Raw genomic sequence first — 26,998 nt, forward strand, 5'->3', positions numbered from 1 at the left:
ACGGCTCACGGACGACGCGGCACGGGGACGCGTCGGCCCGGGGCCCTACGACGCGCGCGCCTGCGGCCCGCCGGCAACGCCCGGCGACGTGTGCGTCACCGGCACGCCGCCGTCGCCGCCGAGCCCGCGCGCGGGCCCCTGGCAGCCCTGCGCCGCCGCGATACCGAGCGCCACCAGCAGTGTCACCACCACGAACACGAACAGCCGCTGCCGCAGCAGCCTGGGATTGGCCGGCCGCAGGCCGGTCGCCGTGCTCCGCGGCCCCGGCCGGCGGGTGGTGCCGCGCGGAACGGGTCGGCCGCCGGCCGCGCGCCCGCCGTTGCGGGGCACGGGCGTGGACCGTCCACCGGGGGACCGGGCCGGTACGCCGGTGCCACGCGGCGTGCCGGCGTCACGGGACGCACCGCCCGGGCGCGACGGGGTGCCGCCCCGCGAGGGCGGAACGGTGCCGCGCGGCACCGGCGTACCGGAGGAGGCCGCAGGGCGCCGACGGAACCGCTGCTGCTCGGTCCGGCCGGCGCGCTGCTGTTCGGCGTGGGTGGCGCGCATGTCGTCCGGGTAGGTGTCCACGAGCCGGCCGGTGGGCCGGTCCGCCTCGGCGGTCCGCGGCCCGGGCGGTCGCAGATCGCCCAGGTCCTGCGCCTCGCGTGCGGCGATCTCCTTCAGCCGAAGCGAGATCTGCAGTGTGCTGGGCCGGTCCTCGGGGTCCTTCGCCAGACAGGCGTGCACCAGCGGAGCCAGTGCGTCCGGTACACCGTGCAGTTGGGGCTCCTCGTGCACCACCCGGTACAGCATCACCTCGGAGCTGCCGTGCCCGAAGGGCGAGTCGCCCGTCGAGGCGTAGGCCAGCGTGGCCCCCAGCGAGAAGACGTCGGTGGCCGGGGTGACGGCGGCGCCGCGCACCTGTTCCGGAGCGAGGAAGCCGGGGGAGCCGACCGCGGTGCCGACGTGGGTGAGCGTCGAGGCGCCGGTGGCCCAGGCGATGCCGAAGTCGATGATCCGCGGCCCCTTGGGGGACAGCAGGATGTTGGAGGGCTTCAGGTCCCGGTGCACCACTCCGGCCTCGTGCACGGCGACCAGCCCCTCGGACAGGGCGGCCCCGATCGCCGCGGTCTCCCCCGCGCTCAGGGCGCCCTCGTCGGCCACCTTGTCGTGCAGGGAGGGCCCGGGCACGTACTGCGTGGCGAACCACGGGCGGTCCGCCTCCAGGTCCGCCGCCACCAGCCGGGCCGTGCAGCCGCCCCGGATCCGCCGGGCCGCGGACACCTCACGGGCGAAGCGTGAGCGGAACTCCTGGTCCTCCGCCAGATCGGGCCGGATGACCTTCAGCGCGACCCGCTGGCCCTTCCGGTCGGAGCCGAGATAGACCACACCCATCCCGCCCGCGCCGAGCCGTCGGTGAAGCCTGAACGAGCCGACGACGCGCGGGTCCTCGCGCCTCAGGCGCATCATCGCCATGTTCATCCCCGCTGCCCGGTCCTGTGACGAGCCACAGCTTACGTTTTCGGGGCCGTTCGCGCGCAGAGGCCGCGCCCGCTCTACCCGATCGATTGTCGGTAAGGACAAGCGAACTTGAAGGACGGTCAGGATTCCGGCCACCCCCACGTCGGGGTCCGGACCGTGATCTCAACCGCGTGTTACGTAAGGGGGGTTGAACCTCCGGAAGCCCATCGGGCGAGCAGGGGCGCGGAGGCCGGGGACCCGGCGTGTACGCGGCAGGGGGCGGCGCGCCGGGTGGGGCAACGGGGGCGGAGCACGACGCTCCGGGACATGCCGGAAGTGAGCGAAGTCACCACCCGAGGGCGGAAGAAGCCGGGACACTCCGGACGGCCCCTCCGGGAAGACCCCGAGACCGGGGGCCGCGTCTCCACCCTGGGGAGTAGTCACCAGCTCACGGCTCATCCTCCGGGAGGCCCGGCAATCGGTACGAGGGCATGACGTCCGGCCGTCGCCGTCCGCATAGATTTGAGGTCAAGCGGCGGGTGCAGCACTCGTCCCCCGAGGTCAGACACCCGCCGCTGCCCATGACAACCGAGACGGTCAGGAGAGGGACCATGGCCCACACGGCACCGCGGACAGTGCTCCGTACACGCCCCCGCCGTACGGGCCGTCGCCACCCCCTGGTGGCGACCGTGATGGCCCTTCCCCTGGCGGCCCTGCTCCTGCTGGTCTTCGACGGCTGGGACACAGTGGCCACACAGGCGTCGTCCGTGGGTGTGATGCTGGGGCGCTGAGCGGCGACCCCAGGCCCGGAAGAGCGGTCCGGGCGGGGACATCCATCCATGAAACCCCGTGGGGACGGGGGTGCGGCGGACGGCAGAATGCCGGCGCAGCTGGGGAGCTGCGCCGGCATTGTCATGTCGCGCGGGCGCCCGGAGCCGCGCGGTCGTCCGGCACGGCGGTACCCGCGAGCGCGGGCACCGCCTGACCCCACCCCGGCTCATCCGCGTAAGCTCACGGTCGCCGCAGCACCCCAGGGAGTCCCGTGACCGCCGCCCCCCTCCTGTCCGAGCTGGCCGCACAGGCCGCGCGGGCGGCCCACGCCGACGGCAGGAACTGCCCCTGTGAGGCGACCGTCCTCGCCGCCCGCCCCGACGCCACGGTCGTCCGGCACGCCGGCACCGTCGCCAAGGCCCACGCCCCCGGCACCGACCCCGGCGAACTCACCCTCCGCCTCACCGCGGCCGCCCGCCTCCCCGGTATCCTGCTGCCCCCGCTGCCTCCGGCGGCCACCACCCCCACCCCCCTCCACGACCGCCTCGTCACCTTCTGGCCGTACGGCACACCTGTGGACCCCGACACCCCCGAGGCCGCCCCCTGGGAAGCCGCCGCCACGCTCCTGGCGCGCCTCCACCGCAGCCCCGTCCCGCCGGGACTGCCCCCCATGCGTGGTCCCGCGAAGGCCGCCCGTGCCGTGGCCCGGCTGCGCGCCGCCGCCCCCGGCCACCCCGCCGCGCGCCCCATCCTGGGCGCCTGGTCCGCCCTGCATGCCTGGGCCCGCGCCGAGGCGCCCATGCCGCCCGCCGCCTCCGGCGCCCTCTGCCACGGCGACCTGCATCTCGGCCAGCTCGTCCGGTACCCGGCCCCGAGCGGGTCCTGGCTGCTGATCGACGTGGACGACCTCGGCACCGGCGTACCGGCCTGGGACCTGGCCCGTCCCGCGGCCTGGTACGCCTGCGGACTGCTGCCGCCCGAGGAGTGGACGCGCTTCCTCGGCGCCTACCGTGCCGCGGGCGGTCCGGCCGTTCCCGCGGACGGTGACCCGTGGGCCGCCCTGGACACCGCCGCTCGCGCGCTCACCGTGCAGACCGCCGCGCTGGCCGTCGTCAGGGCGACCGCGGCGCACCGGCCGCTGGACGAGGTGGAACAGGCCGTGGTGGACGCCTGTGACCGAATGAGCGGCGTCCCCGTGGAGTTGGCGGGCGACCGGGCGAAGTAGGGTGCAACCGGGCCGAGGCCGGACGGAGTCTGTCCTGTCGGTACCCGAAGCAGAACCTACGGCGAGGAGTTGAGCCGACCATGCAGTGTCCGAAGTGTCACGCGCCGATGCACACCTACAACCGCAACGGCGTCCAGATCGAGCAGTGCAGCGGCTGCCGCGGCATCTTCCTCGACTACGGCGAGCTGGAGGCGCTGACCCGCCTGGAGTCCCAGTGGTCCCAGCCGGCCCCGCCCCCGCCGGCCCCGCAGGCCTACCCGGCGCCGCCCGCTCCCGCCTGGGGCGCCCCGCACGGCGGCCACGGGCACTACGGGCACGGCCACCGGCACAAGAGCTTCGGCCACATGCTGTTCTCCAGCTGAACCGCGGCACGACGAAGCCCCCGGCCGTACGAGACGGCCGGGGGCTTCGTGAGGTGTGGACGATACTGGGATTGAACCAGTGACCTCTTCCGTGTCAGGGAAGCGCTCTCCCGCTGAGCTAATCGTCCTCGGGACCACGACCGCTCCGATGTCACCCACCGGAGCGGATCATGGGCACTGCGTGCGCGATACTGGGATTGAACCAGTGACCTCTTCCGTGTCAGGGAAGCGCTCTCCCGCTGAGCTAATCGCGCGGGGATCCTCGCGGATCAAGGTCCTTGCGGACCAGTGGACGATACTGGGATTGAACCAGTGACCTCTTCCGTGTCAGGGAAGCGCTCTCCCGCTGAGCTAATCGTCCTTGGAGGTGGAGACGGGATTTGAACCCGTGTAGACGGCTTTGCAGGCCGTTGCCTCGCCTCTCGGCCACTCCACCAGGAGTGCAGGGGACCGGGAGTCCCCTGCTTCCTTCGAGCGGACGACGAGGCTCGAACTCGCGACCTCAACCTTGGCAAGGTTGCGCTCTACCAACTGAGCTACGTCCGCCTGTCGTTTCGGATCGCTTGCGCGTCCCGGCGACGTGTTGAACTCTAGCGGATTCCCGGGCCAGTACAAAAACGCGTTTGTGCAGCGTGCTGCGCTGCGTCCGGGTGGGGACCAGGTCAGGCCCCCGGAAGGACACACCCCGGTCGTCCGCGGGACACCCCCATAGACTCTGCCACGTGCACAACGTCGTTCCACTCGCCCGCTTCGGTGACCGCGTCGTCACCGGCCTGACCGACGTCACCAGTGACCCCGCGGCCCTGGACTCCGCCGGCTTCTGGGCCGTGGCCGCCGACTACGAGGGCCGGCTGACCTGCGCCCGCTTCCGGGACGTGCGACGGGAGGCCGTGCCCGCCCCGGCGCCCGGCGCGTGGCGGGGCCCGGCGGCCGGCGACTGGACGTCCTCACTGGACCGCGCCGCCTACACCGCGGGCGTGCGCCGCATCCAGGAGTACATCGCGGCCGGCGAGGTCTACCAGGTCAACCTGTGCCGGGTGCTCTCCGCGCCGATCGCGCCCGACGCCGATGTGGACGCGCTGACCGCCGTACTGGCCCACGGCAACCCCGCACCCTACGCCGGAACGATTCGGCTGCCCGCGCACGGCGTGGAGATCGCCACCGCGTCCCCCGAGCTGTTCCTGCGCCGCGACGGCCGGACCGTGGAGTCGGGTCCGATCAAGGGCACGGCCCGCACCGAGGCGGAACTCCTGGAGAAGGACCACGCCGAGAACGTGATGATCGTGGACCTGGTCCGCAACGACATCGGGCGCGTCTGCACCACCGGCAGCGTCACCGTCCCCGACCTGTGCGCCGTCGAGAAGCACCCCGGACTGGTGCACCTGGTGTCCTCGGTCCGCGGCGAGCTGCGGGCCGGCGCCGGCTGGCCGGAACTGCTCGATGCCGCCTTCCCGGCCGGCTCGATCACGGGCGCCCCCAAGTCGAGTTCGCTACGGATCATCGACGCCCTGGAGACCGCGCCCCGCGGCCCCTACTGCGGCGGCATCGGCTGGGTCGACGCCGACCGGGGCGTGGGGGAGCTGGCCGTCGGCATCCGCACCTTCTGGATCGACCGGGCCCCGGGCGGCACGGCCGTCCTGCGCTTCGGCGCCGGCGCCGGCATCACCTGGGACTCCGACCCCGAGGGGGAGTGGCGGGAGACCGAGCTGAAGGCGGCCCGGCTGCTCGCGGTAGCGTCGGGAGCGTACGAGGGTGCGTACGAGACGCCGTGACGGGAGTCGTACGGCCGAGACGTACGTGTGAGGTAGGGACCAGTGAAGCTTTGGCTCGACGGCGAGCTGCGGGACATCGATTCCGCCCGCGTCTCCGTCTTCGACCACGGGCTGACCGTGGGCGACGGGATCTTCGAGACGGTGAAGGCGGTCGACGGAGAGCCGTTCGCGCTCACCCGTCATCTGAACCGGCTGAGCCGTTCCGCGCGCGGCCTGGGGCTGCCCGAGCCCGACCTCGACGAGGTCCGCCGCGCCTGCGCCGCCGTTTTGGAGGCCAACCCGATGCCGCTGGGCCGGCTGCGCATCACCTACACCGGCGGCCACGGCCCCCTCGGCTCCGACCGCGGCGACCACCCGCCGACCCTCGTGGTCGCCCTCGGCGAGACGACCCGCCGCCCGGACTCCACCGCCGTCGTCACGGTTCCCTGGACCCGCAACGAGCGCGGCGCGCTCACCGGCCTGAAGACCACCTCCTACGCCGAGAACGTGGTCGCCCTCGCCCGAGCGCACCGACACGGGGCATCCGAGGCACTCTTCGGCAACACCCTCGGGCAGCTCTGCGAGGGCACCGGCTCCAACGTCTTCGTCGTCCTCGACGGCGAGATCCACACCCCGCCGCTCGCCTCCGGCTGCCTCGCCGGCATCACCCGCGAGCTCGCGATCCAGTGGACCGGCGGCCACGAGACCGACCTGCCGCTGGACGTCCTTCAGCGGGCCGATGAGGTCTTCCTCACCTCCACGCTGCGCGACGTCCAGGCCGTCCACCGCGTCAACGAGCGCGAACTGCCGGGCACGGCGGGCCCGGTGACCGCCAAGGCCATGCGTGTCTTCGACGAACGGTCGGGGCACGACCTGGACCCGTAGATCCGCCCCGACGTCCGCCGAAGCCGTGCAAATGCGGCTGACACCGGGGACCGGTCGCGGGTAGAACAACTCTGATGACCACGACCCTGCGGCCCACCGAGCCGCTTCAGCACCACGCCGACGGGACACGTTCACGCCGCTACCAGGTGTGCGTGAACAGCCGTCCGGTCGGCGTGACCCATCTCTCGACGCACCCGGTCTTCGGACCGTCCGTGGCCCGCATCCTGGAGCTGCGCATCGACGAAGCCGACCGGGGCCGGGGCCGGGGCACGGTGGCCGCGCTCGCCGCCGAGGAGGTGGCGCGCGGCTGGGGCTGCAAACGGATCGAGACGGCCGTGCCCGCCGCCGAGGAGGCGGCGGTCCGGCTCGTCACGTCCTTGGGCTACGTCCAGCGCAACCGCGGCATGGAGAGGCGGCTCGGTCCCACCGCCCCCGAGCTGCCGGCCGGCAGCCGCGGCAGACCGCTGACGGAGGCCGAGTACGGGCCGTGGCTGGAGCAGGGCAAGGCCGGCTACGCCCAGAGCTGGATGGACCGCGGCGTACCCGCCGAGGAGGCATGGGCCAAGTCGGAGTCCGACCACGCCCGGCTGCTGCCCCAGGGACCGGCGACCCCCGGCATGCTGCTGAGCGTCCTGGAGCACGAGGGCACCCCGGTCGGCACTCTCTGGCTGGCCGTCGGCGACGACCAGGCCTACGTGTACGACGTGGAGGCCGACGAACGCTTCCGCGGCCGGGGGCACGGCCGCTCCCTGATGCTCCTGGCCGAGGCGCAGGCGCTGGCCGCGGGCAAGCGCGTCCTGGGCCTCAACGTCTTCGCGGGCAACACCCCGGCCGAGCGCCTGTACGACTCCCTCGGCTACCGCCCGGTTCTCTACAGCCTCTACAAGGAGCTCCTGTAGCCGCCGCGGCCGGGGGAGAGGAGGCCCCCTCGGCCGCTCGTCCCGGCCCGCCCACCGGCCCCGGTCGGTCAGTGCGGCCGTTCGGCCTCGGCCAGCAGCCGGTCCACGATCTCCTCGACGCGTGCGCGCAGGCCCTCCTGGCTCTTGCCGCCGTCCAGACGCTCGCCGCCGACGACGTAGGTCGGCGTGCCCGTGACGCCGATCGCCTTGCCCTCGGCCTGGTCGGCGTCGACGATCAGGATGTGCCGGCCGTCGACGAGCGCGGTGTCGAACTCCTCGGCGTCGAGACCGAGTTCACGGGCCACCTCGACGAGCAGCGGCTCGCCCTTGCGGTCCAGCTCCTCGACCCGGCCCAGCACCGCCTCCACGTACGGCCACAGCCGCCCCTGCTCGGCGGCCTCCTCGGCGGCCTGCGCGGCCGCGAACGCGTGCTGGTGCTTCTCCAGCGGGAAGTGCCGCAGCCGCAGCTCCAGCCGGTCGCCGTAGCGGGACCGCAGGGCGCGCAGATCGTCCAGCGCGGTGCGGCAGTCCGGACACTGCAGCTCGCACCAGACGTCGAGAACGGGAACGGCGGGCACGGAGGTGGAGTCGCTCATGTCCCCCAGTCTCCCAGCCCCCCACCCCAGCACCCAATCCGCCCGGCCTCCCGGAGCCGTCCGGCCACCGGCGCACACGGTCACCGGCCGCCCCCGACCTTTCGGTGGCCGTCCCGTCACAGTGAGCCACTCCGCCGTCGGCAGCCCCTGTCACCGGACGGGGCCTGTGACGCCCGGTCGCCGGGGTACCTGGGGAGGAGGAGACCCGGAGAAGTCCCTGATGTCCGCCCGGAACGTGGCCTTTCGGGGAGTGGGCGGTGCAGGATGGAAGGGACGAACTGCCCGACCGGTGAGCGCTGCCCTGGAGGACCGGATGATTGCCGAGACCGTCTGTTCCGCCGTCTCCGCGGCCGGCCTGGGCATTGCCGCGGTCACGGCCTACCGCAAGCGGTTCCTGGCGGCGACCCGTATCGCCGCCTACTCCCTCGTCCCGATCGGCCTGGTGATGACCGGCGTGGTCGGCTGGCTGGCCGACACCGCCTTCAGCCCGACGGCGTGGGCGGGCTTCGGCCTGCTCGGCTGCGCCTGGGTGCTCTTCGCGACGACCCGCGGAGTGGAGCGTCGCCGCGGCGGGACGCGCAAGGAGCGCAGGGCGGCCGCCCGCGCCGCCCAGGGGGACGCGGTCGCTCCGGCGGCACCGGCGCCGTCCCTGGGCCCCGCCGCCCGCCCGGCCGACCGGCCCGCCGCCCGCCCGGCGAAGGGCACCTCCCGCGGCGAGGACGACTTCAGCGACATCGAGGCCATCCTGAAGAAGCACGGCATCTGACCGCGGTCCGGCACCGGTGACCTGCGCGTCCGGCCTCCCGGCGGGCGCGGCCGGCGGCGTGTGATCATGGCCTCCCAGGAAACGATCAGGATCCGGGCCGATCCGAAGCGAAGATCGAGAAATCCGGCGAACTCCCGTACATTCCAGGCGTGTTGATCGCGTCGCGGGTGTCGGCTGCGTCATCATCACCGCGAGATGGTGGACACGACACAGAGCGAGGCCGCGCCGCCGAAGGACGAGCCGCGCGGGTGCCTCTTCGCCCTATCCCAGCCGCCGCTGATGATCTTCCTTGCGGTGATCGGGTGTCTGCTGCTCATGGCTGCGTTGCACGATCTGCTGTTGCTGTGAGCCGTACCGTGGGTCCTCGGCGTCACCCGCCGGGGACCACGACACCACCGAGGCGGTCTCAGCCGGCCGACTCCTTGCGTCGCGCCCGGTACGCGGCCACGTGCAGCCTGTTGCCGCACGTACGGCTGTCGCAGTACCGCCGCGAGCGGTTGCGGGAGAGGTCGACGAAGGCGCGACGGCAGTCGGGGGCCTCGCAGCGCCGCAGCCGCTCCTGTTCACCGGCCACCACGAAGAACGCGAGCGCCATCCCGCAGTCCGCCGCCAGGTGGTCGGCGACGGAGGCGCCGGGCGCGAAGTAGTGCACGTGCCAGTCGTAGCCGTCGTGGTCGGTCAGCCGGGGCGTGGTGCCCGCGGCGGCGACCAGCTCGTTGATCATCCCTGCCGCGCTACGGGGGTCGGGCGCCGCGAAGATCGCCGCGAACCGGCCGCGGATCCTGCGCACCGCCGACAGGTCGAACTCCGACAGCACCCCGACATCACTCATTTTGTGGCTTCGTACGAAAACCTCGAGCGCCGCGACGTCCGCCAGCCCGTCCGGCGCCGACTCCTCCTCCGGCGCGGTGTTCACCAGATCCACCACGGTGTCGAGCGCGCACCGGGTGTCGTGGGTGATCAGCACGTTTCGCTCCCAAGGCCTGGGGATCGGGCGCATGCCCGCCGATGCAGGCCGATGGTAGTGGCTTCGCCGTGCCCCGAGCAGCGCACGGAACCCGCACAGGCGCACACCGGCACCGGCCCCCGCTCGCGGGGAACCGGTGCCGGTGCAGCCCATATGCGGTTGTCCTGGCCCGAGCCGTCTCCCCGAGTGGACGGCAACGGGCAGTCGAAGGGGCCCCGAAGGGCCTGTCGGTTAACTTTCCGCGAGGATGTGCGAGAGCTCCTGATCCAGATCGAAGTGCCGGTGCTCCGTGCCGGGGGGCACGGCCGCGTCCGTTCGCTTCAGGAAGGACTCCAGGGCCCGCGCAGGGGCCTCGAGCAGAGCCTCGCCCTCCGGGGAGCTCAGGGCGATGCAGACGACGCCCTGGCCGTGACTGCGCGACGGCCAGACACGGACGTCGCCGGTACCAGTGGGACGGTGAAGCCCCTCGGCGAGGAGGTCGCGGGCGAACACCCACTCGACGGTCTCCTCGGCTCCGGTGTGGAAGGTTGCGTGCACGGCGTAGGGGTCGGCCGTGTCGTACCGCAGGCCTGCGGGGACAGGCAGGGAGGACTCGCTCGACACAACGAGGCGCAGGTGCAGCTCGCAGCTGACCGTGGTGTTCATAAGCGCCAGGGCCTTTCGCTCAGTGTGCGCTCGGGGATTCGCACGTCGGCGAAATCGACATGCCACCTACGGTGCCGTTGTAAACCCCTCTGAGTGTTTTGCCTGGCTTTAGGTAACTCTTCCGGCCGAGAACCGGTGCGGCCGGTGGGGCCATTCCGGTGACGCGATTTGCGGTTTCTCTCCGGTAGTGTTCAGCACATGAATACGGGGAGTGACGGGCGGGACGAAGTCACCGCGGCGTCGGACGGAGCGACGACCGGATCGGACCGGGCGGCGACGGGTCCGGAGGCGGGCGGGGGGAAGCGCCGGCGAGGGCTCGGTTCGCGGGCGCCCGAGTTCATCCGTTCGCGGCGTGTGCTGCACGTGAGCTGGCAGGTCGGCGTGTTCGTCGCCGGGCTCGCGGTCGTCGGCGCGGGTGTCGTGATGCTCCCGCTGCCCGGTCCGGGCTGGGTGGTGATCTTCGGTGGCATGGCGATCTGGGCGACCGAGTTCGTGTGGGCGCAGCTCGTGCTCCGCTGGACCAAACGCAAGGTCACCGAGGCGGCCGAGCGGGCCCTGGATCCCGAGGTGCGCCGCCGCAACATCATCCTGACGGTGATCGGCCTCGTGATCATCGCCGCGCTGCTGGGTGTGTACCTCTGGAAGTTCGGTTTCGTCATGCCCTGGAGCATCGGGAACCAGTGATCGGCCCTGGGGGCCGTCTGTGGTCCCGGGCACACCCTGACATGCGGTAATGTTTTTCCTGCGCCCGGGCGATTAGCTCAGTGGGAGAGCGCTTCGTTCACACCGAAGAGGTCACTGGTTCGAACCCAGTATCGCCCACCCGGACACGGCGGCCCGTCTGCGACCAGCGGACGGGCCGCCGTCGTACGCGCGGCCGCGGTGCGGCGGGGCGCCGCACCGGGCGGCGGGTCGGCGTCGACCCGCCGAGACGCTGCCGCCTCGTGTGCGGCGTGTGCGGGCACGCTCGCGCTGAAACGATCCACGACGAGGTGGCCCTGTGGGTGGCCCCACGGCGGGAATCAGCGGGAATCTCCAGGGGCGAGTGATCCCGAAGCTGGTCGGGTCCTCGGTGACCGCGCTCGGGGCCGGGGTCGCGACCGGCTCCCGCGGCGAAACGGCCCCGGGAACGGGACGGTGACGGTCCGTTGCCCGTGACGGGATGCCGAGTCGCCTGCCGGGGAAGGCCGCTCGGAACCGTCGCCCTCTTCGGGGAGAAGTACCCGGAGATCAACGTCGGGACGGCCTTTCGCGCCGTCGGTCTTTCCCCGAGAAGTTCCGGACGCGGGGTCTTCGAAGACCGACGGCGGAAATCACCGCGCACATATTCCAAAACGCCGTCACTTTTCTTCGTCAGTACGACAAGAGGGTGTCCTGCTCGATCCGCGCCCGCGGATCGGGGTGGGTGATCTCGAGCCGGACGACTGCCGTGCCGGTGTCACCCCGACGCGAGCGGTCGGCCGTATCTTCCGGCTCGGCTCGCGTCGTCCCGGGCCGCGCGGCGGGGCGGTGCGGACGGTGTGTTCCGCCCCGGGTGTGGGGGAGCGCCGCCGCACGGGCGGCGGCGCTCGCCCGCTCAGTGTGGCCCACGTCACGTGGTGCGGCATGAGTATGCGTACTCAGACCTCCGAAGGCCCTCGGCCGGGACGGGCAGACTGACGGCCATGGACCCGACCCGCTACCGCTTCCGCTTCCGCAGCCTGTGGACCCTGCCCGCACCCGTCGCCTCCGTGTTCGACGCGCTGGAGCGGGTCGAGGACTATCCGCGCTGGTGGCGACAGGTGCGCGAGGTCCGTCGTATCGACGGCGCCACCGGTGTGATCCAGGTCCGCTCCCTCCTGCCCTTCGACCTGACCTTCACCGCACACCAGGTGCGCCGGGACCCCGCCGCCGGAGTGCTGGAGGCGGCGATGAGCGGGGACCTCGACGGCTGGGCCCGCTGGACGCTCACCGCGCGGGGCGCGAGCACCTTCGCCCGCTACGACCAGGAGGCCGACGTGCGCCAGCCCCTGCTCAGGAGGTTCGCGGTGCCGGGGCGCCCGCTCTTCCTGCTCAACCACCGGCTGATGATGCGTGCCGGCCGGCGCGGGCTGGCGGCGTACCTGGCAGCGGTTTGAACGAAGGCCGTCGGGACCTGTATGGTTCAGTGCGTTCCCGGGCGATTAGCTCAGTGGGAGAGCGCTTCGTTCACACCGAAGAGGTCACTGGTTCGAACCCAGTATCGCCCACCGGGAAGAGCCGGTCCGCACCAAGTGGACCGGCTCTTTTGTCGTCCGGCGCCGAACTCCCGTCGCCCCGGTTCCCGGCCCGCCCGGTCAGGCTGTGGTGCAGACCGTGCCGTTGAGCGTGAACACCGTCGGCGGCGAGTACGCACCGGAGTTGGCACCGGTGAAGCCGAACGAGACCGAGTTCCCGCCGTCGGCGGCCAGCCGGCCGTTGTACGACTCCGGGGTGGCGATCACGTTCCGGCCCGACTGAGTGACCTTCGCGTTCCAGTACCCGGTCACCGAGACCCCGCTGTCCGGGAAGGAGAAGGCCAGTGTCCAGCCGTCGATCGGGTTCGGTCCGGTGTCGGTGACGGTGATCTCCGCGTTGAAGCCGCTGCCCCAGCCCCCGATGAACCGGTACGACACCCTGCAGGCCGACTCGGCGGGTGACGTGGTGCGTACGGTGACCGGGTCCGAGGACCGTGACAGCCGTCCGTCGGCGTCCCTGGCCAGCACGTCGAGCGTGTACGTCGCACCCGGGGACAGGTTGCGCACGGTCGCCGTCGTGGAGGTCGTGCCGGTGAGCAGCTCGCTGGTGGTGCCCTGCCGGCGGTAGACCTCGTACCGGACAGGGGTGCCGCCGGTGGACGGGGACCACGACAGGGTCGCCGTGGTGTCCGTCACCGAGGTGACCTTCGGGGCGCCCGGTGCGCTCAGCGCGGAGGCGATGCCGCTCTTCGGGTGCAGGGTGACGGTGGTGATCGAGTACGGCGGCAGCGTCTGACTCCCGCCGTCACCGGTGGTGGTGTCGATGGACGACGCCCCGTCGCGGAAGACCGCCACATCGGCCGGGGAGCCGTTCGTCGTGTAGCCGCTCAGCTGCAGGTCCACGGTGTGCGACGCGGCGGGATCCTTGTTGATCAGCGGCACGCTCAGATCGCCGTCGGCCTGCCGTACCGCGTGCGCGGACACCAGATCGCTGGTGGATCCGGCGTTGACCAGTTGGTCACCGGGCCGGCCGGTCCGGCTCAGCATCCGCAGGGCGTGGTACGGCGGGAACGGGGTGTTGACCGGCGGCTCGCAGACGTCGCCGGTGCAGCCCCCGCTGGACAGCAGCCCCATGTCGCCGTAGTCGGTGGCCCCGCCGGGGGCGGTGGAGACGGCGCCGGGGCCGTTGTGGGTGTTCCACCAGTCCACCGTGAACACCCCGTCGGCCAGAGCCGTGAAGTACGTGTCGGCGGCGAACAGCGCGGTGGGCTGAGTGTCCATCAGGACGTTGGAGTTGGTCTCGGTCAGCGCGATCGGCATGTCGTGCGCGCCCGCCGCCAACGGTGGCAACAGGGGGCACCCGCGTCTCACCCGGCTCGTGCCCGTGCGTCCATCGGAGTTGCTCCCCGGGTGCCCGGGCGAGCCGGGCCCGCGTGCCGTGCTCGGGGGCCGTCCTCGTGGCCGCGCCCGCCGCCGGACCGCCGGGCACACGGCCGGGCGGCCGGGTCAGGCCGCGGCGGGAAGCTCCGGCCGCAAGGGCCACGACGGGTCCACCGTCTCCTCCGCACCACTGCGCGCGAACCAGGCCTGGAGCCCGCGGGCCTGTGCCGCGTGCCAACCGGTCTGCAGGGTGTGCAGTTCGGCGAGGGTCAGGCGGTCCAGGCGCGCCGCGAAGCGGCGGCCGAGGGCGCGGACGACCTCGAGGGCGGCCAGCGCGTCCGCCGCCGCGTCGTGCGCGTCCGCCAGCTCGACCTCGTAGTGCGCGCACAGGTCGGTGAGGGTGCGCCGGCCCTTGCGGTAGCGGTCCAGGTGCTTGTCCAGCACCCGCGGATCCAGCACGCACAGCGGTGACGCCTCGAACCAGCGGTCCAGCGAGGAGGCCCGGTGGCGGCGCAACTCCCGGTCCAGCAGCGTCAGATCGAACGGCGCGTTCATCACCACCAGCGGGCGGCCCAGCGTGGCCTGCTCCGCCAGCTCCTCGGCTATCTCGTACATCACCGGGGCCGGCCAGCGCCCGTTGCGGTGCAGATGGTCCTCCGTCAGCCCGTGCACCGCCGTCGCCGCGTCGGGCACCGGCACCCCCGGGTTCACCAGCCAGCGGGCCGTCCGCGGCCGGGCGCCCGGTGCGTCCTGGACGACGACGGCGGCCGACACGATCCGGTCGGTCTCGACGTCGACGCCCGTGGTCTCGGTGTCGAAGGCGGCCAGCGGCCCCTCGTACCAGCAGCACGTCATGTCGACCACAACTCCTCGCTCACCCGCGGCAGCTGACGTCCCGTCTTCTGCCCGTTTGGTGATACCCGGGCCGTTTGCGCCGTACGCCGGAAGGAGACAACAGGAGTACGGGTCTTTGCAGTTCACGGACCCGCAGCGGGGGTGCGGGGAATCAGGAAGCACCCGGCGATCCACTTGGCGCGGAAGGCTGTTTGGTCATGACGGTTGCGCAGCCCGAGCGGGGCGGGCTGCTGCCCGAGCGTGCGGGCACCCTGCGCGGCGCACTCGCCACCACCGCCTGCATGGAGACACTGCAGGTGGGGTATCTGCACGCGGTCGCCGCGGCCGCCGGGTGCTCGCTCTCGCAGCCCTTCCCCGACAACGGCATCGACTGGCACATCAGCCACAGCGCGCCCGGGCACACCGTCGACGACGAGGTGACCATCAAGGTGCAGCTGAAGTGCACGTACCAGGTGCCGCCCCAGCCGCCGGGACGCTCCTTCTCCTTCACCCTCGACAACGACCACCTCGCGAAGCTCGCCCGCACCCCGGTGTCCGTGCACAAGATCCTGGTCGTGATGATCGTGCCGCGTTCCCAGGACCAGTGGCTGCGGGCCGGACACGACCGGCTCGACCTCAGGCACTGCTGCTACTGGGTCAACCTGGCCGGCCATCCGATCACCGGCCGGCACCGCACCACCGTGCGCATACCGACCTCGCGGATCTTCGACGACCGGGCCCTGTGCGAGATCATGACGCGGGTCGGGACCGGAGGCAGACCATGACGCACCGCCCCCTCGACGAGCCACTGCGCCCGGTGCGCCCGCACCCCGTCGACGCCCCCTGGGACCGCCCTCCCCGCCCCGCCGACGTCGACCCCGCCGTGCTCGCCGCCCTGCTGCTGCGGCACGGCTGGCAGCGGCGCGGCGGAGCCGCCGGGCGCTACGGTCGCTGGACCCCGCCAGGACCGGGCGGCGCCGGGACGAGCCTGCTGGTGCCCGTCAGCCGCGCCTTCCCCGACAGCGACGACCTGCTCGGCGAGGCGCTCGACGCCCTGGCCCGCAGCGGCACGCCGTCCGCCCACGCGGTGCTGGTCGCGCTCGCCGTGCCGAGCGACGAGATCCACTGGTGGCGGGACGTGCCGGGCGGCCCGGCCGGCACCGCGGCCTGGACCGTCGAGGAACGGCTGCGCGGCGCCGCCCGGCAGATGCTGCTGGCCGCGGCGCTCGCCACGCGCGCCCGGGCCGGCTACCACGGCGCCCGGCACCGGCGCTCGGCCGCCGCCTCCCTGGACCACGTCCTCGTCGGTTCCGCGGCCGGCGGCCGCAGCCTGACCGCCTTCGTCCCGGTCGCCCCGGCCCGGCCGCTCGCCGTACGGCTCCACCAGGCGCTGTTCGCCGTGCGCGAGGCCGTCGACTACCGGCGCGCCACCGGGGCCCTGGACGCCTTCGACGGCGCCGTACGGGCCGGTGCCAGCCGGGAACTCACCGAGGCCCTGGTCGCGCTGGTGCGTGGCACCGAGGGGGCCAGGATCACGGTCGGCTGGGCGCCCGCCGCCGGTGTTCCCGCGGACTGCGCCGCCCGGACCGTCGAGTTCTCGCCGGGCGACCTGCCCGTGCTGCGCGAGGCCGGCGCCCGCTATCTGCGCGCGGAGCCGTCCGTGCCCGTCCGGATCACCGGCACCGTGGTCCGGATGCGCCGGTCGCAGCCGCACGGCGAGGGCACCGTACGGCTCCGGGTGATCTCCGGCGCCGAGGTGCCCTACGTCCGCGTGGCCCTGGAGGAGGAGGACTACCGCGTCGCCGGCCACGCCCATCTGGTCGGCCTGCCGGTCCGCGTGCTCGGCCGGCTGGAGAGCCGGGGCGGTTTCCGCCGGCTCACCGGCGCCTGCGAGGTCGCCCCGGTCCAGGTGGACGACGAGGAACGCGACCGCCTGATGAAGTCCCTCCAGGAGGCCGCGGACGACACCGACTTCTTCGGCGAGCCGGGGGAGCCGGACGGCGGCGACTGAGCGGCGGGGCGGGCCGGGCCGGCGGCTCCGGGCGCGGGCGGTGCAGGGACGGGTGCGGGGCGGGGCACCGGGCGCGGGACGCGGGCCGGGAGGGCCGGTCGACGGACGGGTGGCACCCGGGCGTGCGGGGGCGTGACCGGGCCGCGGGGCGGGGAGGGCCCGAGAGACCGTTTCGCGGTTGGTGGGGTGGGGTCGGTACGATCGCTTATTGCGCGCGCTCCCGGTATGGCGCCGCACCCCACCTGCAGTCAGGAGAGACCGGTGTCAGACGTCCGTGTGATCATCCAACGCGATTCCGAGCGGGAAGAGCGCACGGTGACGACGGGCACTACGGCCGCCGACCTCTTCGCCGGCGAGCGCTCGATCATCGCCGCCCGCGTCGGGGGCGAGCTGAAGGACCTCGCCTACGAGGTCGAGGACGGCGAGACCGTCGAGGGCGTCGAGATCTCCTCCGAGGACGGCCTCAACATCCTGCGTCACTCCACCGCGCACGTCATGGCGCAGGCCGTGCAGGAGATCTTCCCCGAGGCCAAGCTGGGCATCGGTCCGCCCGTCAAGGACGGCTTCTACTACGACTTCGACGTCGACCGGCCCTTCCACCCCGATGACCTCAAGGCCATCGAGAAGAAGATGCAGGAGATCCAGAAGCGGGGGCAGAGGTTCTCCCGCCGCGTGGTCACCGACGAGCAGGCCCGCGCGGAACTGGCGGACGAGCCGTACAAGCTGGAGTTGATCGGCCTCAAGGGCTCGGCCTCCACCGAGGACGGCGCGGATGTCGAGGTCGGTGCCGGCGAGCTGACGATCTACGACAACCTGGACGCCAAGACCGGCGAGCTGTGCTGGAAGGACCTCTGCCGCGGTCCCCACCTGCCCTCCACCCGGCTGATCCCGGCGTTCAAGCTGATGCGCAACGCGGGCGCCTACTGGCGCGGCAGCGAGAAGAACCCGATGCTCCAGCGCATCTACGGCACCGCGTGGCCGTCCAAGGACGAGCTGAAGCAGTACCTGGACTTCCTCGCCGAGGCCGAGAAGCGCGACCACCGCAAGCTGGGGCACGACCTCGACCTGTTCTCGATCCCCGAGCAGATCGGCTCCGGCCTCGCCGTCTTCCACCCCAAGGGCGGCATCGTCCGCCGGGTCATGGAGGACTACTCGCGGCGCCGCCACGAGGAGGAGGGCTACGAGTTCGTCTACACCCCGCACGCGACGAAGGGGAAGCTCTTCGAGACCTCGGGCCACCTGGACTGGTACGCCGACGGCATGTACCCGCCCATGCAGCTCGACGAGGGCGTGGACTACTACCTCAAGCCCATGAACTGCCCGATGCACAACCTGATCTTCGACGCGCGCGGCCGTTCCTACCGCGAACTGCCGCTGCGCCTGTTCGAGTTCGGGACCGTGTACCGGTACGAGAAGTCCGGCGTCGTGCACGGCCTGACCCGTGCCCGCGGTTTCACCCAGGACGACGCGCACATCTACTGCTCCCGTGAGCAGATGGCCGACGAGCTCGACAAGACGCTCACCTTCGTGCTGAACCTGCTGCGCGACTACGGCCTGACCGACTTCTACCTGGAGCTGTCCACCAAGGACCCGGAGAAGTTCGTCGGCTCCGACGAGGCCTGGGAGGAGGCCACCGAGACCCTCCGCCAGGTCGCCGAGAAGCAGGGCCTGCCGCTGGTCCCGGACCCGGGCGGCGCCGCCTTCTACGGCCCGAAGATCTCCGTCCAGACCAAGGACGCCATCGGCCGCACCTGGCAGATGTCCACGATCCAGCTCGACTTCAACCTGCCGGAGCGCTTCGACCTGGAGTACACGGCCGCCGACGGCTCCAAGCAGCGTCCGGTCATGATCCACCGCGCGCTGTTCGGCTCCATCGAGCGGTTCTTCGCCGTCCTGCTCGAGCACTACGCCGGTGCGTTCCCGGCGTGGCTGGCCCCGGTGCAGGCGATCGGCATCCCGATCGGCGACGCGCACGTGGAGTACCTCGAGAAGTTCGCCGCGGCGGCGAAGAAGAAGGGCCTGCGCGTCGAGGTCGACTCCTCCTCGGACCGGATGCAGAAGAAGATCCGCAACGCCCAGAAGCAGAAGGTTCCCTTCATGGTCATCGCGGGCGACGAGGACATGGCCAACAACGCCGTCTCCTTCCGCTACCGCGACGGCTCCCAGGAGAACGGCATCCCGATCGACGAGGCCGTCGCGAAGATCGTGAAGGTCGTCGAGGACCGCGTTCAGGTCTGATCGGCGACGGCTTCGGCCACGGCGGCCGTACGGCCCGGCCCCCGGTGATCTGCCTCACCGGGGGCCTTGCTCTGGGCCCGGGCCCGACGCCATATGCTGCACGCATGACGCGTGAGCCGGAGCAGCAGATCGGAGTGGGGACGCAGGACGCGTTCCAGCGCCTGTGGACGCCCCACCGGATGGCCTACATCCAGGGCGAGAACAAGCCGAGCGGCCCCGGGGCCGGAGACGGCTGCCCCTTCTGCGCCATACCGGCCAAGTCCGACGAGGACGGCCTGATCGTCAGGCGCGGCGAGCAGGTGTACGCGGTGCTCAACCTGTACCCGTACAACGGCGGCCACCTGATGACCGTGCCGTACCGGCACGTCGCCGACTACACCGACCTCACCGAGGCGGAGACCGCGGAGCTGGCGGAGCTGACCAAGCAGGCCATGCGGGCCCTGCGCACCGCCTCGGGCGCGCACGGCTTCAACATCGGCATGAACCAGGGCACGGTCGCGGGCGCCGGCATCGCGGCCCATCTGCACCAGCACATCGTGCCCCGCTGGGGCGGCGACACGAACTTCATGCCGGTCGTCGGCCACACCAAGGTGCTGCCGCAGCTGCTGGCCGACACCCGGAAGATGCTGGCGGAGGCCTGGCCGACGGCGTGAGCCGGGGGTCGCGCCGGCCATGAGCGGACCGGCGGGAGGCCGGGGGCGCGGCCTCCGGAACGGTCACGCGCAGCCCCGGAACAGTCACCCGCAGCCCCGGGACGGTCACCGGCCCCCGGCCCGGTCGCCTGGCCGGCCGGAGGCGTCACGCGTCGTACACATCCGCCTTCTTCGGGCTCACGTCCTGCACTGCCCCGCTGAGGACGGACGAACGGGTGCCGAACTTCTCCACGTCCACGCCGTTGTCCCGCAGGGTCTTGAGCGCCGCCGCGTGCACCACCCGGAGCACGGGAGTGGCGGCGCGCAGCGCGTCGTCGGCCATGAACCGGTGGCGCCAGGGCTGGTCGGCCCAGGCGTGCCGGAGGCCGAAGGGCTCGGGGAGGGTCAGACTGCCGCCGAGCCAGTTGAGCAGCGGCGGGTACCAGGTCAGGGGTGCGCGGGCGGCGAGGCGTACCACCTCGTCGGTGTCGACCAGGGGCAGCTTGACCTTGCGGGTCTCCCAGAAGCGGAACGACTTCTGCACTTCCTTCTCCTTGGCCGCCGGTTTCTCGTTGAACAACGGGTTGAGCGGGCCCAGTGCGTGCCCGGTGACCTCGATGCGCAGGGTGTCGTGCAGCACCGTCACGGTGATCAGCATGGTGATCACCAGATGGCCGTCCCACAGCGCCCACTGCACGCCGAGGTAGTGCCGGTCACCGCTGCCGAACTGCTGCTTGTTGCAGATGTCCTGTATGGCGTGGGTCCGGATCGTGTACGCCTCCACGTCCGTGCCGCTGGGCCGGGAGACCTCCTTGGCCTTCTCCCCGACGGGTGTGACGATCCAGTGCGTGATGGACGGCTTGGGGAAGCCGCCGGTGTTGATCGGGGTGCGCTCCAGCATGGCCAGTCCGCCCTGGATCGCGGTGATCACGTCCCAGCTGCGGAACGGGTGGAAGTCCTTGCCCGGCTCCGCCGATACCAGGTCCTCGGCCAGCTGCCAGCTGCCCCACCGGGTCCCCATGCCGAGTATGCCCTTGGGGCCGGCGTAGAAGACCGAGTTGGACCGCTGCTCGGCGCTGAGCCGGGCGAGCTCCTTGCGGACCTGCTCGGCGGCGTCGCCCGGGTTACCGGGGACCGCCTCGGGGATCTTGGCGCCCACGCCACCGCCCGACAGCAGGCTCTCCCAGCGCTCCCGCAGATCCCGCGCCGTGCGCTCGCAGATCTGCCGCGCCCAGAACCAGCCGACGACGGGCATGACCACCGCCGCGCGCGCGTACCACCCCCAGAACCCCTGGAACGGCAGCCTGATCAGGAACAGCGCGGCGAGCGCGCCCACGGCGACCAGCATGAGCGTGGCGAGCAGGCCGGCGCGCTTGTCCTCCCGCCGGCTCATGGTGGTGCGCAGGGTGAACACCAGCAGCCACACCAGGAACCCGGGCAGAAAGAGCACCCCGCACAGCACGGTCACCGCCGTGAGCCAGTTGTCGCGCTCACGGCGGATGCGATGGGCGGCCAGACAGTGCTCGACGACCACCTGGGGTTCCAGGCCGAAGGACTGGATCAGCGGCTTGCGCCCGGCCCCCAGTGTGCGGTCGATCACCGCACGGGAGAACGCCTCGCCGAGCAGCGGGCGGAAGATCTTCGCCCACGGGCGCGGGGGCTTCACCTCGGACTGGTGCCACTCGTTGTCGGCTTCCTTGATCCGGGCCACCTCGTCGTCCCGGTAGGCGGCCGCGGCCAGCGCGTAGGTCGCCGCCGTCTGCCCCGCCGCGCCCGACAGGGGCACCTGCGCCCCGGGACTGAAATCGAATCCGTCCGTCACTGACCGCCCCCACTGTCGCCGCGTCCGCACCCGCGGCCCGTCTGACAATTCCCGCCGGGTATCAGGCAGGCCCTTGCGGCCTTCCCGACTTCCCTGCCCCGCACACCTGTTGATCAGGTCATCAGCGTATCCGCAGCCACTGACACGCGGAGGCGGACGGCCGAAGCCGCCCGCCTGCGGGGGCAGTTGCGGAGCGAAGCGTTCCGCAGCCTCGCTCGGTCGCCCGGTTGTGCGCCGGGCACGCCGACTACGAGGCCTCGCGCTCCTGTTCGCGGACCCGGTCGGCGACCTGCGGCGGCATCGGCTCGTGCCGGACGTAGCGGCGGTCGAAGCGGGCCGTGCCGTGCGACAGGGACCGCAGGTCGACGGCGTACCGGCCGATCTCGATCTCCGGCACCTCGGCCCGCACCAGCGTGCGCCCGCTGCCGACCTGTTCGGTGCCCAGCACTCGGCCGCGCCGCCCGGACAGATCGCTCATCACGGCGCCCACATAGTCGTCGCCGACCAGGACGCTCACCTCGGCCACCGGCTCCAGCAGATGGATCTTCGCGTCCGTCGCGGCCTCCCGCAGCGCCAGCGCGCCCGCCGTCTGGAACGCGGCGTCGGAGGAGTCCACCGAGTGCGCCTTGCCGTCCAGCAGCGTCACCCGGACGTCGATCAGCGGGTAGCCGGCGGCGACGCCCTTGGCGGCCTGGGCGCGCACGCCCTTCTCCACCGACGGGATGAACTGCCGGGGCACCGCCCCGCCGACCACCTTGTCGACGAACTCGATGCCCGAGCCGCCCGGCAGCGGCTCCACCTCGATCTCGCAGATCGCGTACTGACCGTGCCCGCCGGACTGCTTGACGTGCCGGCCACGCCCCGCGGCCCGGTTCGCGAACGTCTCCCGCAGCGACACCCGGTGCGGCACCACGTCGACCTGGACGCCGTACCGGCTGCGCAGCCGCTCCAGGGCGACGTCCGCGTGCGCCTCGCCCAGGCACCACAGCACCACCTGGTGGGTGTCCTGGTTCTGTTCCAGGCGCATCGTCGGGTCCTCGGCGACCAGCCGGGCCAGACCCTGGGAGAGCTTGTCCTCGTCGGCCTTGCTGTGCGCCTGGATGGCGAGCGGCAGCAGCGGGTCGGGCATCTCCCACGGGGCCATCAGCAGCGGGTCGTCCTTGGCGGAGATCGTGTCGCCGGTCTCCGCGTGGCCCAGTTTCCCCACGCACGCCAGGTCGCCCGCGACGGCGTGCGTCACGGGCCGCTGCTGCTTGCCGAAGGGCATCGACAGGGCGCCGACGCGCTCGTCGACGTCGTGGTCCTCGTGGCCACGGTCGGTCAGCCCGTGCCCGGAGACGTGCACCGTCTGGTCGGGCCGCAGGGTGCCGGAGAAGACCCGGACGAGGGACACCCGGCCGACGTACGGGTCGGAGGAGGTCTTGACGACCTCGGCGACCAGCGGCCCGTCCGGGGCGCACGGCGCCAGCTCTCGCGGCTTGCCGTCGGGCGTGGTGACGACGGGCGCCTCGCGCTCCAGCGGGGTGGGGAAGCCGCGGGTGATCAGCTCCAGGAGCTCCACCGTGCCGATGCCTTGCTTCGCGCCCTCGACCGCGGGGGCGGCGGCCAGCACGGGGTGGAAGACCCCCCGCGCGACGGCCCGCTCCAGGTCCTTGATCAGGGTTTCGAGGTCGACCGGTTCACCGCCGAGGTAGCGGTCCATGAGGGTCTCGTCCTCGCTCTCGGAGATGATCCCCTCGATCAGCCGGGCTCGGGCCTCGTCCATCTCCGGCAGCTGGTCCTCGCCCGGTTCGGACTCCTTGCGCTCCCCGGTCGAGTAGTCGAACACCTTCTGCGTCAGCAGCCCGACCAGACCCGTCACGGGCCTGTGCCCGTCGGGGCCCTCGGGGCCGTGCAGCGGCAGATAGAGCGGCAGCACCGCGTCGGGGTCGTCCGCGCCGAAGGACTCGGCGCACACCCGGGTCATCTCCTCGAAGTCCGCGCGCGCGGACTCCAGGTGGGTGATCACGATGGCCCTCGGCATGCCGACGGCCGCGCACTCCTCCCACACCATCCGGGTCGAGCCGTCCACGCCGTCGGAGGCGGAGACGACGAAGAGGGCCGCGTCCGCCGCACGCAGACCGGCCCGGAGCTCCCCGACGAAGTCCGCATAGCCGGGGGTGTCCAACAGGTTGATCTTGATGCCGTCCCATTCCACCGGCACCAGGGAAAGCTGCACCGAGCGCTGCTGCCGGTGCTCGATCTCGTCGTAGTCCGAGACACAGCCGCCGTCCTCGACGCGGCCCGCCCGGTTCACCGCTCCCGCGGTCAGCGCGAGAGCCTCCACCAGAGTCGTCTTGCCCGAACCGGAGTGGCCGACCAGCACCACATTCCGTAGGGACGTGGGTCGGTCGGCCGCCATAGCCCTGCCGGCGGCTCCGGGGTGTGTGTGCGCCTTGTCGCCCATGATCCTGCCTCCCGTGCACGGTGAGGTCACTGTGGGCGCGGACACGCGGCACCGCGTCACTGGCGGCTCCTGCGACGCCCGCGGTTGATTCGAGCTTTCCACTCCCGTCATGCCGCGTCCATACGAACGACCCGATCCCGCCGCCACCTGCCGTCACCCGGGGTGGAACGGCCGCCGCGCGCCGCGGTCGCGCGCCCCCGGCCGGTGCCGCCGAGGGGGTCCGCGGGTGCCCGGACGTCGCCCACGCGTGCGCGTGGCTACGATTGGGCCCGCCGGTGGCCAGCAGGGGCCGCCCGGCGACACCGACCCTCGGGAAGGCCATGCTGAACAAGTACGCGCGTGCATTCTTCACGCGTGTCCTCACACCGTTCGCCGCGTTTCTCATCCGCCGCGGGGTGAGCCCCGACACGGTCACGCTCATCGGCACCGCCGGAGTGGTCGCGGGCGCGCTGGTCTTCTACCCCCGGGGCGAATTCTTCTGGGGCACGGTCGTGATCACCCTGTTCGTGTTCTCCGACCTGGTCGACGGCAACATGGCCCGCCAGCTCGGCCGTTCCAGCCGCTGGGGCGCCTTCCTCGACTCCACCCTCGACCGGGTGGCCGACGGCGCCGTCTTCGGCGGTTTCGCGCTGTGGTACGCGGGCCGGGGCGACGACAACGTGCTGTGCGCGGTGTCGATCTTCTGCCTGGCCAGCGGCCAGGTGGTGTCGTACACCAAGGCGCGCGGCGAGTCGATCGGCCTGCCCGTCGCGGTCAACGGACTGGTCGAGCGCGCCGAACGGCTGGTGATCTCGCTGGTCGCGGCCGGATTCGCGGGCCTGCACAAGTTCGGCGTGCCCGGCATCCAGTACCTGCTGCCCATCGCGCTGTGGATCGTCGCCGCGGGCAGCCTGGTCACGCTGATCCAGCGGGTCGTCACCGTCCGACGCGAGTCGGCGGAAGCGGAGGCGGCCGCCGGACGGCAGGAGAACCAGGGCAGCGGGGCGGCGACGTGAACACCCGGGACCGTCTCGTCGACGCCCTCTACGGCCTGGGCTGGAGCACGGTCAAGAACCTCCCCGAGCCGGTCGCCGTACGGCTGGGCCGCGCGATCGCCGACCTCGCCTGGAAGCGGCGCGGCAAGGGGGTGCTGCGGCTCGAGGCCAACTACGCGCGCGTGGTGCCCGACGCGAGCCCCGAGCGGCTGGCCGAACTCTCCCGTGCGGGCATGCGCTCGTATCTGCGGTACTGGATGGAATCCTTCCGGCTGCCCGCCTGGAGTCCCGAACGCGTGCGCACCGGTTTCGCCCCGAAGGACGTGCACCACCTCACCGACGGGCTCGCCTCCGGCCGGGGCGTCGTCCTCGCCCTGCCCCACCTGGCCAACTGGGACCTGGCCGGCGCCTGGGTGACCACCGAGCTCCGGACGCCGTTCACCACGGTCGCCGAGCGTCTGAAGCCCGAGACGCTCTACGACCGGTTCGTCGCCTACCGAGAGGGCCTCGGCATGGAGGTCCTGCCGCACAGCGGCGGCTCCGCGTTCGGCAGGCTGGCCCGGCGCCTGCGCGACGGCGGCCTGGTCTGCCTGGTCGCCGACCGCGACCTTTCCGCCTCCGGCGTGGAGGTGAAGTTCTTCGGCGAGACGGCCCGCATGCCGGCCGGACCGGCCCTGCTCGCCCAGCAGACCGGCGCGCTGCTGCTGCCCGTCACCCTCTGGTACGACGACTCACCCGTCATGCAGGGTCGCGTCCATCCCCCGATCGAGGTACCCGAGACAGGTACGCGGGCCGAGAAGACGTCTGCCATGACACAGGCGCTGGCCGACGCCTTCGCCACCGGCATCGCGGATCATCCGGAGGACTGGCACATGCTCCAGCGCTTGTGGCTCGCGGACCTCGAGCCCCGACCGGCCGACGGGGAGCGGACGTGAGGATCGGCATCGTCTGCCCCTACTCCTGGGACGTGCCGGGCGGCGTCCAGTTCCACATCCGCGATCTCGCCGAGTACTTCATCGGTCTCGGCCACGAGGTGTCCGTCCTCGCCCCCGCCGACGACGACACCCCGCTGCCGCCCTACGTCGTCTCGGCCGGACGCGCGGTGCCGGTGCCGTACAACGGCTCGGTGGCCCGGCTGAACTTCGGGTTCCTCTCGGCGGCCCGGGTACGGCGCTGGCTGCACGAGGGCCGCTTCGACGTGATCCACATCCACGAGCCGACCTCGCCCTCGCTGGGCCTGCTGACCTGCTGGGCCGCGCAGGGACCGATCGTCGCCACCTTCCACACCTCCAATCCCCGGTCGCGGGCGATGATCGCGGCGTACGCCATCCTCCAGGCCGCCCTGGAGAAGATCAGCGCGCGGATCGCCGTCAGCGAGTACGCCCGGCGCACCCTCGTCGAACATCTGGGCGGTGACGCGGTGGTGATCCCCAACGGCGTCGACGTGGACTTCTTCGCGCGGGCCGAACCCCGGCCCGAGTGGCAGCGGGACACGATCGGGTTCATAGGCCGCATCGACGAGCCCCGTAAGGGCCTGCCGGTGCTGATGAGGGCCCTGCCGAAGATCGTCGCCGCCCGGCCGCAGACCCGGCTGCTGGTCGCGGGCCGCGGCGACGAGGAGGAGGCGGTCCAGTCGCTGCCGAAGGAGCTGCGCTCCCGCGTGACGTTCCTCGGCATGATCAGCGACGAGGACAAGGCGCGCTTCCTGCGCAGCATCGACCTGTACGTCGCCCCGAACACCGGCGGCGAGAGCTTCGGCATCATCCTCGTCGAGGCCATGTCCGCCGGCGCCCCGGTCCTCGCTTCCGACCTGGACGCCTTCGCCCAGGTCCTGGACCAGGGCAAGGCCGGCGAACTGTTCGCCAACGAGGACGCGGACGCCCTGGCGGACGCCGCCGTACGCCTCCTCGCCGACCCGGCCCGCCGGTCCGAACTCCGCACCCACGGCCGCGCCCACGTCCGCCGCTTCGACTGGTCGACGGTGGGCGCGGACATCCTGTCGGTGTACGAGACCGTGACGGCCGGCGCGGCGGCGGTCGCCGCGGACGACCGGGTCACGGGCCTGCGGGCGAGACTGAGGGCGGGGAAGGGCAGCACGTCGGGCGTTTGAGGACGAGGGGACACGAGCGGGGGAGGAGAACCGGCCCGTCCGGCGC

General features: G+C 72.3%; 25 protein-coding genes and 7 tRNA genes. 19 read left to right on the forward strand and 13 right to left on the reverse strand.

The features are described 5' to 3' along the window. Positions 1 to 45: 45 nt before the first annotated feature. Positions 46 to 1,464 (reverse strand): protein kinase domain-containing protein, encoded by a 1,419-nt coding sequence (locus ACWDUZ_RS17355; RefSeq protein ID WP_451632662.1) that lies wholly within the window; start codon positions 1,462 to 1,464, stop codon positions 46 to 48. A gap of 590 nt (positions 1,465 to 2,054) precedes the next feature. Here ACWDUZ_RS17355 and ACWDUZ_RS17360 point away from each other — a divergent pair. From ACWDUZ_RS17360 to ACWDUZ_RS17370, 3 genes are all read left to right on the forward strand, one after another. Next, positions 2,055 to 2,234 (forward strand): hypothetical protein, encoded by a 180-nt coding sequence (locus ACWDUZ_RS17360; protein WP_451632663.1) that lies wholly within the window; start codon positions 2,055 to 2,057, stop codon positions 2,232 to 2,234. Positions 2,235 to 2,485: 251 nt separating this feature from the next. Further along, positions 2,486 to 3,439, forward strand: a complete 954-nt coding sequence (locus ACWDUZ_RS17365; protein WP_451632664.1) for a phosphotransferase family protein — start codon at positions 2,486 to 2,488, stop codon at positions 3,437 to 3,439. 80 nt (positions 3,440 to 3,519) lie between these two features. Continuing rightward, a complete protein-coding gene (locus ACWDUZ_RS17370; protein WP_451632665.1) occupies positions 3,520 to 3,801 on the forward strand; it encodes a TFIIB-type zinc ribbon-containing protein in 282 nt (93 codons plus the stop codon). A 56-nt stretch (positions 3,802 to 3,857) separates the two neighbouring features. On the opposite strand, the gene ACWDUZ_RS17375 is transcribed toward ACWDUZ_RS17370, so the two are convergent. The 5 genes from ACWDUZ_RS17375 to ACWDUZ_RS17395 all read right to left on the reverse strand — a co-directional run bounded on the left by ACWDUZ_RS17375 (position 3,858) and on the right by ACWDUZ_RS17395 (position 4,347). Continuing rightward, positions 3,858 to 3,929 (reverse strand) — tRNA-Val (locus ACWDUZ_RS17375). A 54-nt stretch (positions 3,930 to 3,983) separates the two neighbouring features. After that, a tRNA-Val gene (locus ACWDUZ_RS17380) sits at positions 3,984 to 4,055 on the reverse strand. Positions 4,056 to 4,090: 35 nt separating this feature from the next. Continuing rightward, a tRNA-Val gene (locus tag ACWDUZ_RS17385) sits at positions 4,091 to 4,162 on the reverse strand. Position 4,163: 1 nt separating this feature from the next. Beyond that, positions 4,164 to 4,237 (reverse strand) — tRNA-Cys (locus ACWDUZ_RS17390). A 37-nt stretch (positions 4,238 to 4,274) separates the two neighbouring features. Beyond that, positions 4,275 to 4,347: transfer RNA gene (locus ACWDUZ_RS17395), tRNA-Gly, on the reverse strand. Positions 4,348 to 4,523: 176 nt separating this feature from the next. Here ACWDUZ_RS17395 and ACWDUZ_RS17400 point away from each other — a divergent pair. From ACWDUZ_RS17400 to ACWDUZ_RS17410, 3 genes are all read left to right on the forward strand, one after another. Further along, a complete protein-coding gene (locus ACWDUZ_RS17400; RefSeq protein WP_451632666.1) occupies positions 4,524 to 5,573 on the forward strand; it encodes a chorismate-binding protein in 1,050 nt (349 codons plus the stop codon). Between the two features lie 42 nt (positions 5,574 to 5,615). Further along, positions 5,616 to 6,437, forward strand: a complete 822-nt coding sequence (locus ACWDUZ_RS17405; RefSeq protein WP_451632667.1) for an aminotransferase class IV — start codon at positions 5,616 to 5,618, stop codon at positions 6,435 to 6,437. 74 nt (positions 6,438 to 6,511) lie between these two features. Continuing rightward, the gene (locus ACWDUZ_RS17410; RefSeq protein WP_451632668.1) at positions 6,512 to 7,336 is read left to right on the forward strand and encodes a GNAT family N-acetyltransferase; all 825 of its coding nucleotides are present in this window, start codon (positions 6,512 to 6,514) and stop codon (positions 7,334 to 7,336) included. 68 nt (positions 7,337 to 7,404) lie between these two features. On the opposite strand, the gene ACWDUZ_RS17415 is transcribed toward ACWDUZ_RS17410, so the two are convergent. Continuing rightward, positions 7,405 to 7,932: a DsbA family protein gene (locus ACWDUZ_RS17415; RefSeq protein ID WP_451632669.1), complete on the reverse strand. Its 528-nt coding sequence runs from the start codon at positions 7,930 to 7,932 to the stop codon at positions 7,405 to 7,407. Positions 7,933 to 8,245: 313 nt separating this feature from the next. Here ACWDUZ_RS17415 and ACWDUZ_RS17420 point away from each other — a divergent pair, with 313 nt between their 5' ends. After that, the gene (locus ACWDUZ_RS17420) at positions 8,246 to 8,698 is read left to right on the forward strand and encodes a hypothetical protein (protein WP_451632670.1); all 453 of its coding nucleotides are present in this window, start codon (positions 8,246 to 8,248) and stop codon (positions 8,696 to 8,698) included. 195 nt (positions 8,699 to 8,893) lie between these two features. Continuing rightward, positions 8,894 to 9,046, forward strand: a complete 153-nt coding sequence (locus ACWDUZ_RS17425; RefSeq protein WP_189898003.1) for a hypothetical protein — start codon at positions 8,894 to 8,896, stop codon at positions 9,044 to 9,046. A 58-nt stretch (positions 9,047 to 9,104) separates the two neighbouring features. Here the strand turns inward: ACWDUZ_RS17425 and ACWDUZ_RS17430 are convergent, their stop codons facing one another. Then, positions 9,105 to 9,665 (reverse strand): CGNR zinc finger domain-containing protein, encoded by a 561-nt coding sequence (locus ACWDUZ_RS17430; protein WP_451632671.1) that lies wholly within the window; start codon positions 9,663 to 9,665, stop codon positions 9,105 to 9,107. A gap of 231 nt (positions 9,666 to 9,896) precedes the next feature. Continuing rightward, on the reverse strand, positions 9,897 to 10,310 hold the full coding sequence (locus ACWDUZ_RS17435; protein WP_004002642.1) for an SsgA family sporulation/cell division regulator: 414 nt from the start codon (positions 10,308 to 10,310) through the stop codon (positions 9,897 to 9,899). Positions 10,311 to 10,508: 198 nt separating this feature from the next. Between ACWDUZ_RS17435 and ACWDUZ_RS17440 the strand changes: the two genes are divergently transcribed. The 4 genes from ACWDUZ_RS17440 (at position 10,509) to ACWDUZ_RS17455 (ending at position 12,538) form a co-directional block, all read left to right on the forward strand. Beyond that, positions 10,509 to 10,994 carry a TIGR02611 family protein gene (locus ACWDUZ_RS17440; RefSeq protein WP_451632672.1) on the forward strand — a complete coding sequence of 162 codons (486 nt, stop codon included), beginning with the start codon at positions 10,509 to 10,511 and terminating at the stop codon, positions 10,992 to 10,994. Between the two features lie 66 nt (positions 10,995 to 11,060). Continuing rightward, positions 11,061 to 11,132 (forward strand) — tRNA-Val (locus ACWDUZ_RS17445). Between the two features lie 842 nt (positions 11,133 to 11,974). Beyond that, positions 11,975 to 12,427 carry an SRPBCC family protein gene (locus tag ACWDUZ_RS17450; protein WP_451632673.1) on the forward strand — a complete coding sequence of 151 codons (453 nt, stop codon included), beginning with the start codon at positions 11,975 to 11,977 and terminating at the stop codon, positions 12,425 to 12,427. A 39-nt stretch (positions 12,428 to 12,466) separates the two neighbouring features. Next, a tRNA-Val gene (locus ACWDUZ_RS17455) sits at positions 12,467 to 12,538 on the forward strand. Between the two features lie 87 nt (positions 12,539 to 12,625). Here ACWDUZ_RS17455 and ACWDUZ_RS17460 read toward each other — a convergent pair. Both ACWDUZ_RS17460 and ACWDUZ_RS17465 read right to left on the reverse strand, forming a co-directional pair. After that, positions 12,626 to 13,825 carry a cellulose binding domain-containing protein gene (locus ACWDUZ_RS17460; protein ID WP_451632674.1) on the reverse strand — a complete coding sequence of 400 codons (1,200 nt, stop codon included), beginning with the start codon at positions 13,823 to 13,825 and terminating at the stop codon, positions 12,626 to 12,628. Between the two features lie 186 nt (positions 13,826 to 14,011). Then, positions 14,012 to 14,740, reverse strand: coding sequence for an exonuclease domain-containing protein (locus ACWDUZ_RS17465; RefSeq protein WP_451632675.1), 729 nt, complete (start codon positions 14,738 to 14,740; stop codon positions 14,012 to 14,014). A gap of 197 nt (positions 14,741 to 14,937) precedes the next feature. Here ACWDUZ_RS17465 and ACWDUZ_RS17470 point away from each other — a divergent pair, with 197 nt between their 5' ends. From ACWDUZ_RS17470 to ACWDUZ_RS17485, 4 genes are all read left to right on the forward strand, one after another. Next, complete coding sequence (locus ACWDUZ_RS17470; RefSeq protein WP_451632676.1) at positions 14,938 to 15,504, forward strand: DUF4365 domain-containing protein; 567 nt, start codon at positions 14,938 to 14,940, stop codon at positions 15,502 to 15,504. Continuing rightward, complete coding sequence (locus ACWDUZ_RS17475) at positions 15,501 to 16,730, forward strand: hypothetical protein (protein WP_451632677.1); 1,230 nt, start codon at positions 15,501 to 15,503, stop codon at positions 16,728 to 16,730. The genes ACWDUZ_RS17470 and ACWDUZ_RS17475 overlap by 4 nt, the downstream gene beginning before the upstream one ends. Before the next feature lie 261 nt (positions 16,731 to 16,991). After that, entirely contained in the window at positions 16,992 to 18,968 is a 1,977-nt protein-coding gene (thrS, locus tag ACWDUZ_RS17480; RefSeq protein WP_451632678.1) for a threonine--tRNA ligase, read from the forward strand. Positions 18,969 to 19,072: 104 nt separating this feature from the next. Further along, complete coding sequence (locus tag ACWDUZ_RS17485) at positions 19,073 to 19,621, forward strand: HIT family protein (protein WP_030166387.1); 549 nt, start codon at positions 19,073 to 19,075, stop codon at positions 19,619 to 19,621. A gap of 145 nt (positions 19,622 to 19,766) precedes the next feature. Here ACWDUZ_RS17485 and ACWDUZ_RS17490 read toward each other — a convergent pair whose 3' ends face one another. Beyond that, positions 19,767 to 21,422 carry a hypothetical protein gene (locus ACWDUZ_RS17490; RefSeq protein ID WP_451632679.1) on the reverse strand — a complete coding sequence of 552 codons (1,656 nt, stop codon included), beginning with the start codon at positions 21,420 to 21,422 and terminating at the stop codon, positions 19,767 to 19,769. A 247-nt stretch (positions 21,423 to 21,669) separates the two neighbouring features. After that, positions 21,670 to 23,868 carry an elongation factor G-like protein EF-G2 gene (locus ACWDUZ_RS17495; protein ID WP_451632680.1) on the reverse strand — a complete coding sequence of 733 codons (2,199 nt, stop codon included), beginning with the start codon at positions 23,866 to 23,868 and terminating at the stop codon, positions 21,670 to 21,672. Between the two features lie 263 nt (positions 23,869 to 24,131). Here ACWDUZ_RS17495 and pgsA point away from each other — a divergent pair, with 263 nt between their 5' ends. The 3 genes from pgsA to ACWDUZ_RS17510 are packed head-to-tail and all read left to right on the forward strand — an operon-like array spanning position 24,132 to position 26,952. After that, entirely contained in the window at positions 24,132 to 24,863 is a 732-nt protein-coding gene (pgsA, locus tag ACWDUZ_RS17500) for a phosphatidylinositol phosphate synthase (RefSeq protein ID WP_451632681.1), read from the forward strand. Continuing rightward, a complete protein-coding gene (locus tag ACWDUZ_RS17505) occupies positions 24,860 to 25,777 on the forward strand; it encodes a phosphatidylinositol mannoside acyltransferase (RefSeq protein ID WP_451632682.1) in 918 nt (305 codons plus the stop codon). Before pgsA ends, ACWDUZ_RS17505 begins: the two co-directional genes overlap by 4 nt. Beyond that, complete coding sequence (locus ACWDUZ_RS17510; protein ID WP_451632683.1) at positions 25,774 to 26,952, forward strand: glycosyltransferase family 4 protein; 1,179 nt, start codon at positions 25,774 to 25,776, stop codon at positions 26,950 to 26,952. Before ACWDUZ_RS17505 ends, ACWDUZ_RS17510 begins: the two co-directional genes overlap by 4 nt. Positions 26,953 to 26,998: the final 46 nt, after the last annotated feature.

The sequence above is a fragment of the Streptomyces sp. NPDC003393 genome (assembly GCF_053589015.1).

Bases quoted from the DNA above. Each gene is read 5' to 3' on its own strand.
- ACWDUZ_RS17355 (WP_451632662.1), bottom strand. From the start codon at position 1,464: ATGAACATGGCGATGATGCGCCTGAGGCGCGAGGACCCGCGCGTCGTC.
- ACWDUZ_RS17360 (WP_451632663.1), top strand. From the start codon at position 2,055: ATGGCCCACACGGCACCGCGGACAGTGCTCCGTACACGCCCCCGCCGT.
- ACWDUZ_RS17370 (WP_451632665.1), top strand. From the start codon at position 3,520: ATGCAGTGTCCGAAGTGTCACGCGCCGATGCACACCTACAACCGCAAC.
- ACWDUZ_RS17410 (WP_451632668.1), top strand. From the start codon at position 6,512: ATGACCACGACCCTGCGGCCCACCGAGCCGCTTCAGCACCACGCCGAC.
- ACWDUZ_RS17415 (WP_451632669.1), bottom strand. From the start codon at position 7,932: ATGAGCGACTCCACCTCCGTGCCCGCCGTTCCCGTTCTCGACGTCTGG.
- ACWDUZ_RS17420 (WP_451632670.1), top strand. From the start codon at position 8,246: ATGATTGCCGAGACCGTCTGTTCCGCCGTCTCCGCGGCCGGCCTGGGC.
- ACWDUZ_RS17425 (WP_189898003.1), top strand. From the start codon at position 8,894: ATGGTGGACACGACACAGAGCGAGGCCGCGCCGCCGAAGGACGAGCCG.
- ACWDUZ_RS17435 (WP_004002642.1), bottom strand. From the start codon at position 10,310: ATGAACACCACGGTCAGCTGCGAGCTGCACCTGCGCCTCGTTGTGTCG.
- ACWDUZ_RS17440 (WP_451632672.1), top strand. From the start codon at position 10,509: ATGAATACGGGGAGTGACGGGCGGGACGAAGTCACCGCGGCGTCGGAC.
- ACWDUZ_RS17450 (WP_451632673.1), top strand. From the start codon at position 11,975: ATGGACCCGACCCGCTACCGCTTCCGCTTCCGCAGCCTGTGGACCCTG.
- ACWDUZ_RS17460 (WP_451632674.1), bottom strand. From the start codon at position 13,825: ATGCCGATCGCGCTGACCGAGACCAACTCCAACGTCCTGATGGACACT.
- ACWDUZ_RS17465 (WP_451632675.1), bottom strand. From the start codon at position 14,740: ATGACGTGCTGCTGGTACGAGGGGCCGCTGGCCGCCTTCGACACCGAG.
- ACWDUZ_RS17470 (WP_451632676.1), top strand. From the start codon at position 14,938: ATGACGGTTGCGCAGCCCGAGCGGGGCGGGCTGCTGCCCGAGCGTGCG.
- ACWDUZ_RS17475 (WP_451632677.1), top strand. From the start codon at position 15,501: ATGACGCACCGCCCCCTCGACGAGCCACTGCGCCCGGTGCGCCCGCAC.
- ACWDUZ_RS17485 (WP_030166387.1), top strand. From the start codon at position 19,073: ATGACGCGTGAGCCGGAGCAGCAGATCGGAGTGGGGACGCAGGACGCG.
- ACWDUZ_RS17495 (WP_451632680.1), bottom strand. From the start codon at position 23,868: ATGGGCGACAAGGCGCACACACACCCCGGAGCCGCCGGCAGGGCTATG.